Source organism: Streptomyces sp. ISL-66, from assembly GCF_018614135.1.
In the GTDB taxonomy this organism is placed as follows: Bacteria; Actinomycetota; Actinomycetes; order Streptomycetales; family Streptomycetaceae; genus Streptomyces.
In genome coordinates, this window is record NZ_JAGGOW010000129.1 from 23,923 (window position 1) to 30,300 (window position 6,378).

Genomic DNA, 6,378 nt, shown 5'->3' on the forward strand with positions numbered 1-6,378 from the left:
GAAGGCGGCAACTCCGTCCCTAGGCCCCGCCGTCGGGTCCCCGGGCGGCCCCCTTGGCCGCCTTCGCCGCCGCCTTCGCCTCCTGCTTGTGCGCCCGCACCTTGGCCAGCGACTGCGGCCCGGTGATGTCGGCCGCCGACCGGTAGACGTTCGCCGGGCCGTACCCCCCGGCCGCCTCCCGCCAGCCCTCCGGCCGGACCCCGAACCGCTTGCCCAGCAGCGCCAGGAAGATCTGCGCCTTCTGCTCCCCGAAGCCCGGCAGCGCCTTCAGCCGCCCGAGCAGCTCGGCGCCCGTGGCCGCGTCGGCCCACACCAGGGCCGCGTCCCCTCCGTAGTGCTCCACCAGGTACGCGCACAGCTGTTGCACCCGCTTCGCCATCGACCCGGGGTAGCGGTGCACGGCCGGCTTCTCGGAGAGCAGCGCGGCGAAGGCCTCCGGGTCGTAGGCGGCGATCGCGTGCGCGTCGAGGTCGTCGGAGCCGAGCCGCCGCGCGATCGTGTACGGGCCCGAGAACGCCCACTCCATAGGTACCTGCTGGTCCAGCAGCATCCCGACGAGCGCGGCGAGCGGGCTGCGGCCGAGCAGCGCGTCGGCCTCGGGCTGCTGGGCCAGCCGGATCGTGACGCCTGTGTCCTTGTCCATGGCTCCAGGGTCCCGCGCGGCGGCGCTCCCCGCGCGATTGTCAGTGCCCGCCCCTAGCGTGAGGAGCGAGACGGGTCACGTCGTACACGACACAGGAGTCGATCGATCATGGCTGAGTTCCCCGAAGGCGCCCCCTGCTGGGTGGACGCGATGTTCACCGATGTGGAGGCCGCCAAGACCTTCTACGCCGACGTACTGGGCTGGACGTTCGGCGAGTCGAGCAGCGAGTACGGCAACTACACGCAGGCCTATTCCGACGGCAAGGCCGTCGCGGCCGTGGTCCCGCCGATGCCGGGCGGGGACGCGACCTCGCAGTGGTGTCTCTACTTCGCCTCGCCCGACGCGGCGGCCACCGCCGAGAAGATCAAGTCGGCCGGCGGCGAGCTGCTGATGGATCCGATGCAGGTCGGCGCCTTCGGCACGATGGCGATCGCGAAGGAGCCGAGCGGCGCGGTCTTCGGCGTTTGGGAGCCCGGCGACCACAAGGGCTTCGAGAAGCTCGGCGAGACCGGTTCGTACGCCTGGGCCGAGGTGTTCTCGCGCGACGTGGACAAGGTGGACGGGTTCCTGCCGAAGGTCTTCCCGTACGAGAGCCGGCAGATGGACATGGGCGACTCCCCGGAGGCGGCCGGGATGGACTTCAAGGTCTTCAGCGTGGGCGGCCCGGACAATCCGGTGCTGGGCCGGATGAACATGGGCACCGACTTCCCGGCGGAGATCCCCTCGTACGTCCAGGTCTACTTCGCCGTCCCGGACTGCGACGAAGCGGTGGCCAAGACGACCAAGCACGGCGGCAAACTGCACTTCGGCCCGATGGACAGCCCCTTCGGCCGCTTCGCGGCGGTCACCGACCCCCAGGGCGCGGCCTTCGCGGTGATCGACCTGTCGAAGACGGTCGGCGAGATGCCGAAGTTCGAGTGACGGCGGCCTGACGGACCGGCGGGCGGGCGGAGTACCGGGCGGGGCCGGCCGGCCGGTGGGGGCGGCGCGGGCCACGGCCGGGGACGGGCCGTTGTGGGAGACGGCGGCAAGCCCCTGAAGGCGCTGGCCCCCTCATGCCACGGCTTCCCCGTCGCAGCCACGGCACTTGCCGCCCCGGAGATCCGGGCATCCCGGACATCCCGGCCGTCAGCGGTCGGCTCCGGCCGCGGGGACTTCCTCGCCGCGCGGGACATCGTCGTACCGCGGCACCGGTAGCGGCCAAGCCGCCGTCGCGACCTACCGCCCCCGTCGGCCGGCGGCGATCGGGAGGCGGGGGGCGGGGCTCACGCGCACCACGTCGTACCGGCCCGGGTCCCGGCGTTGCCACCGCTTCGGGACGTGCGGAAGGGGGGCCCGGGCGAAGGCCGCGAGGCGGGCTGCCGGGAGGCGGGCGTAGCGTCGTAGGAGCGATCAGGAAACGGCCGCGGCACGGGAGAGCAGGACAGGACCGCGGCACGGGAAGAAAGGTGCCGTCGATGTCTCCGCAGCCTCCGCAGCCCCCCGAGCCCGCCTCGCACCTTCCTTTCCTCGTCGGCTTCGACGGGTCCGCCCGCAGCCTCGCCGCCGCCCGCTGGGCCGCCCGCGAGGCGCGGTCGGCGGGCGCGCCCCTGCGACTCCTCCACGTCGGCCAGGCCTGGCCGACGATCCTGCCGATCTCCCCCGAGTTCGTGCCCGTACTCGGCGAGAGCGTGCTGACCTCGACGGCGCTGCTCGAGTCCGTCGCCGCCGAACTCCGTGCCGCCCACCCGGGGTTGATCGTCGAAACGGCCACCGCCGAGGGCGGGCCCGGCAGCGAGCTCCCGCGCGCCGCGGCCGGCGCCCGGCTGCTCGCCGTCGGAGCGAGCGGGCACGACCACCGCCACGTCCCGGGGCTCGGCTCCACGGCACTGACCGTCGCCGGGCGCACCGGCGTCCCCGTCGTCCTGGTCCGCGAGGCCCCCGCGCGCGCGGACGGCGCGAAGCGCGCCGACGGGGTGGTCGTGGGTGTGGACCCGGCCGGCGACTACGGCCCCGTCGTCGACTTCGCCTACGCCTGGGCCGCCGTGCACGGCCTGCCGCTGCGCGCGGTCCACGCGGGCCCGCAGGGGCAGGCCTCCCTGGAAGCCGCGGTGGCCGAGGCCTCCGCCCGCCACCCCGAGGTGCCGACCACGTGCGCGAGCCGCCCCGGCGAAGCCGCGACCGTCCTCCTCGAGGAGTCCGCGACCGCCGACCTCCTGGTCATTGGCCGCCGCCATCACCGCCCCCTGCACGGCCTGGGCCCCACGGACCACGCGGTAGCCCACCACGCCCATGTCCCGGTGGCCCTGATCCCCCACACCTGACGCCGCGACCAAGAGTCCGGGTCGGGGGCGGTCGCAGGTGGGGTCAGGGCCGGGACGCGAGGCGGCGGACCAGGGCGGCCACCGCCTCCCGCTGGGCCTCGGGCTCGGCGGCGGCCGTGGCGGGGGCCACCATCTGGACGAGCTGGGGGAGGTTGAACCAGCCGGCGGTCAGCGCGATCACCGCGTACATGAGGTGGTCGGCCGGCACCTCGCCGGTCACGTTCCCGGCGTCCTGCGCGGCGCCGATGGCGGCGACCTTCCGCGCGTAGTGCTCGGTCCGCTCGCCTTCGGAGACCACCTCGGAGGCCACCTTGGGCATCCCCTCGGGCGCGCCCTCGGCCGCCACCGCGCCCGGGGCCGCACCCGGTAGCGACTCCGGCGGCGTCCCAGCTGGCGCCGTCCCGGCGGCTGCCGTCGGCGCCGGGCCGCGGTGCAGTCCCTCCCAGGCCAGCAGGCGCAGGAAGTGCGGGTTCTGCCGGTGGTAGTCGAAGACCCGCGCCGTGTAGTCGCCCAGGTCGGCCGCCGCCTCCCCGGCGAGCGGCACCGCTTCGGCGAGCTTGCTCAGCTCCGAGGCGAGGACGGCGCGGAACAAGCCGTCCTTGTTGCCGAAGTACTGGTAGATCCGCTCCTTGTTGACGCCCGCGCGGGTGGCGATCTGCGCGACCCGCGCCGCTTCGGGGCCCTTGGCCGCGAACTCCTCGATGGCGGCGTCGAGCAGGAGCTTCTTGGTGCGCTGCGTGTCCCAGGCCATGGCGGGACCCTACCCCACTCCCAACCGTACGGTTGGAATTGCCCACCGCATGCGCTAAATTCCATATCCAACCGTCTGGTTGGAGAATCCGGGGGAGAAAACCGTGCCGCTCGAAACCGCCACTTCGTCCGCCGCCACAGCCCGAGCGATGCCCGCGGCCGCGACCGCGACCGCACCCGCGGTGCCCACCGTGCCCGCCACACCCCCTCCCTCCGTCCACCGCAGGGCGCTGATCACCTGGCTGGCCATCTACCCGACGGTCACCGCGGTGGTGGCCCTGATCGGCGGTGCGACGGCCGGCCTGCCGCTGCCGGTCCAGACGATGATCCTCACGGCGGTCGTGGTCCCCGTAGCCGTCTACGTCCTGGTCCCGGCCCTGATGAAGGCCAACACCTCCCTGACCCGCCGCACCACCCGCGCCCCCCGCTGAGCGGGAGCCACCCCGCCACGGGTCCGGCCCGGCCCACCACGTTCGTCGCCCTACGCGGCGCTTGAGAAGGCCGGCAGCCTGAACGCCCGCGGACAGTGCCGGTCCCGGTACGGCAGCAGGGCCCGGACCGCGCGTCGCGGTCCGGGCCCTGCCCCGTGCGGTGCCGCCCTGCGGCGGCGGTGCGTCAGCTCTGCGCGGTGTCGTCGCCCGCCTGCTCGGAGCCTTCGGCTGCGCCTGCCTTCTCACGCATCTTGCGCAGCAGCTCCGCCTTCTGGTCGGCCGCACCCTGGCGGTCGAGGTTGCGGTGCGGACCGTTGTTCTGCCGTTCGGCGCGGGACAGCTTCTTGCGCTGGCCGCCGCCCATGCCCACGGGGTTGTTGATGTTCTTGCTCACGGTCACGGGTTCTCCCGGTAATGATGTGAAGTGGTCTACGGATTGATCGGCGGAGGGCTGCGGGGCCGCGCAGGAGGCTCGCGACCCCGACTGAGACGGCAACGCAAAGAGCCCCACCGCAAGCGGTGGGGCCCTTCAACGTATTGCCCGGTGAGAGCAATGGCGGAGGATACGAGATTCGAACTCGTGAGGGGTTGCCCCCAACACGCTTTCCAAGCGTGCGCCCTAGGCCACTAGGCGAATCCTCCGCCGCAAACAATACAAGACGTTGAGGGGTGCTCGCGAACGTGATCGTCGGGCGGACGTCCGTGGGGGGTTCGAGCGGGCTCCGAGGGGGGTCCGGCTCGATTCCGGGGCCCTCCATCCGCTAGGGTGGGGCCAGCCCCTCACGTGGCGCTATCTCACCCAACTCCCCCAGGGCCGGAAGGCAGCAAGGGTAAGTGGGCTCTGGTGGGTGCGTGGGGGGCGCTTTGCGTTCCGGGACGGCCGCCGTTGTCGGTGCGCCCGGATAACCTCGTAGATGTGTCGTCCCTTGCGCTGTACCGCCGCTATCGCCCCGAGTCGTTCGCCGAGGTCATCGGGCAGGAGCATGTCACTGCCCCGCTGATGCAGGCCCTGCGGAACAACCGGGTCAATCACGCGTACCTGTTCAGTGGTCCGCGAGGCTGTGGCAAGACCACCAGCGCGCGGATCCTGGCGCGGTGCCTGAACTGTGAGCAGGGCCCCACGCCCACCCCCTGCGGGGAGTGCCAGTCCTGCCGCGACCTCGCGCGCAACGGCCCGGGCTCCATCGACGTCATCGAGATCGACGCGGCCTCGCACGGTGGCGTGGACGACGCCCGTGACCTGCGCGAGAAGGCCTTCTTCGGGCCCGCCTCCAGCCGGTACAAGATCTACATCATCGACGAGGCGCACATGGTCACCTCGGCGGGCTTCAACGCCCTGCTGAAGGTGGTCGAGGAGCCGCCGGAGCACCTCAAGTTCATCTTCGCCACCACCGAGCCGGAGAAGGTCATCGGGACGATCCGGTCCCGGACGCACCACTATCCGTTCCGGCTCGTGCCCCCCGGCACCCTGCGCGACTACCTCGGTGAGGTCTGCGGCCGCGAGGGCGCCCACATCGAGGACGGCGTGCTGCCGCTCGTCGTGCGCGCGGGCGCCGGGTCCGTCCGCGACTCCATGTCCGTCATGGACCAGCTGCTGGCCGCCGCCGCCGATCAGGGCGTGACGTACGCCATGGCCACCTCGCTGCTCGGCTACACGGACCTGTCCCTGCTGGACTCCGTCGTGGACGCCTTCGCCGCCGGGGACGGGGCCGCCGCGTTCGAGGTCGTCGACCGGGTGGTGGAGGGCGGGAACGACCCGCGCCGCTTCGTCGCCGACCTCCTGGAGCGGCTGCGCGACCTGGTGATCCTGGCCGCCGTGCCCGACGCCGGCGAGAAGGGGCTCATCGACGCCCCGGCCGATGTCGTCGAGCGCATGCAGGCCCAGGCCTCCGTCTTCGGGGCCGCCGAGCTGTCCCGGGCCGCCGACCTGGTCAACACGGGGCTCACCGAGATGCGCGGCGCCACCTCGCCCCGGCTGCAGCTGGAGCTGATCTGCGCCCGCGTGCTGCTGCCGGCCGCCTTCGACGACGAGCGCTCCTTCCAGGCCCGCCTCGACCGGCTGGAGCGCAGCGGCGCGGCCGCCGCCGCCTCCTTCGCCCAGGCCCCCGCCCCTGCCATGGGCTACGTACCGGGCCCGGAGGCGCACGCCATGGCCCCCGCGGTCGTACGGGCCCCCGCGCCGGCCCCGGCGCCCCACCAGCAGCCCGCCCCGGCCCCCCTGGCCGCGCCCGACCCGCGCGGCCCCCCGAAC

7 protein-coding genes, 1 tRNA gene and 1 other RNA gene are annotated in these 6,378 nt (G+C 73.3%); 5 read left to right on the forward strand and 4 right to left on the reverse strand.

Annotation, left to right across the window (positions count from 1 at the left end; translation table 11 throughout):
- Window positions 1-19: 19 nt before the first annotated feature.
- Window positions 20-643, reverse strand: coding sequence for an HhH-GPD-type base excision DNA repair protein (locus tag J7E97_RS24335; RefSeq protein WP_215031045.1), 624 nt, complete (start codon window positions 641-643; stop codon window positions 20-22).
- Between the two features lie 108 nt (window positions 644-751).
- Here J7E97_RS24335 and J7E97_RS24340 point away from each other — a divergent pair, with 108 nt between their 5' ends.
- Window positions 752-1,564 carry a VOC family protein gene (locus tag J7E97_RS24340; RefSeq protein ID WP_215031047.1) on the forward strand — a complete coding sequence of 271 codons (813 nt, stop codon included), beginning with the start codon at window positions 752-754 and terminating at the stop codon, window positions 1,562-1,564.
- A 536-nt stretch (window positions 1,565-2,100) separates the two neighbouring features.
- Window positions 2,101-2,946, forward strand: a complete 846-nt coding sequence (locus J7E97_RS24345; protein ID WP_215031049.1) for a universal stress protein — start codon at window positions 2,101-2,103, stop codon at window positions 2,944-2,946.
- 43 nt (window positions 2,947-2,989) lie between these two features.
- Here J7E97_RS24345 and J7E97_RS24350 read toward each other — a convergent pair whose 3' ends face one another.
- Window positions 2,990-3,697 carry a TetR/AcrR family transcriptional regulator gene (locus J7E97_RS24350; RefSeq protein WP_215031051.1) on the reverse strand — a complete coding sequence of 236 codons (708 nt, stop codon included), beginning with the start codon at window positions 3,695-3,697 and terminating at the stop codon, window positions 2,990-2,992.
- 103 nt (window positions 3,698-3,800) lie between these two features.
- On the opposite strand from J7E97_RS24350, the gene J7E97_RS24355 reads away from it, so the two are divergent.
- Entirely contained in the window at window positions 3,801-4,127 is a 327-nt protein-coding gene (locus J7E97_RS24355; RefSeq protein ID WP_308346783.1) for a hypothetical protein, read from the forward strand.
- Between the two features lie 184 nt (window positions 4,128-4,311).
- Here J7E97_RS24355 and J7E97_RS24360 read toward each other — a convergent pair whose 3' ends face one another.
- Together J7E97_RS24360 and J7E97_RS24365 are read right to left on the reverse strand one after the other, a co-directional pair.
- Entirely contained in the window at window positions 4,312-4,527 is a 216-nt protein-coding gene (locus J7E97_RS24360) for a DUF6243 family protein (RefSeq protein ID WP_215031053.1), read from the reverse strand.
- 154 nt (window positions 4,528-4,681) lie between these two features.
- A tRNA-Ser gene (locus J7E97_RS24365) sits at window positions 4,682-4,769 on the reverse strand.
- A gap of 129 nt (window positions 4,770-4,898) precedes the next feature.
- On the opposite strand from J7E97_RS24365, the gene ffs reads away from it, so the two are divergent.
- Both ffs and J7E97_RS24375 read left to right on the forward strand, forming a co-directional pair.
- Window positions 4,899-4,997, forward strand: an RNA gene (gene ffs / locus J7E97_RS24370) — signal recognition particle sRNA small type.
- Window positions 4,998-5,043: 46 nt separating this feature from the next.
- The coding region (locus J7E97_RS24375) for a DNA polymerase III subunit gamma and tau (protein ID WP_215031055.1) at window positions 5,044-6,378 on the forward strand (1,335 nt) is incomplete at its 3' end.